We start from the raw sequence: 247 nt of genomic DNA on the forward strand, positions 1-247 counted from the left end.
GACAGGCCAGCACGGAATACAGTCTTTTCATCGGAGGCCGCGGTTACTGGGCTCCCGGCACGGTGCCCGGCGACTGGGCTGCCGGAGCTCCCCACGAAGGTACGGTGACGATCGCTGAAGGCGGCAGTCTGGCGATCGGTACGCGCAGCGGCGGAGCGCCTGGCGCTCAGCAGATCGTGGTCGGCGGAGCAGCCAAAGGCACTCTCAACATTGCCGGTACGCTGACGACTCCCGGCGTGCTGTATGT

At 66.4% G+C, this 247-nt stretch carries 1 pseudogene; it reads left to right on the top strand.

The annotated features are described in order from the left end of the window. Window positions 1-247 (top strand): annotated as a pseudogene (locus CI070_RS13365) (hypothetical protein); the annotation flags it as partial.

This window comes from Akkermansia muciniphila (assembly GCF_900184965.1).
GTDB classification, from domain to species: Bacteria; Verrucomicrobiota; Verrucomicrobiia; order Verrucomicrobiales; family Akkermansiaceae; genus Akkermansia; species Akkermansia muciniphila_A.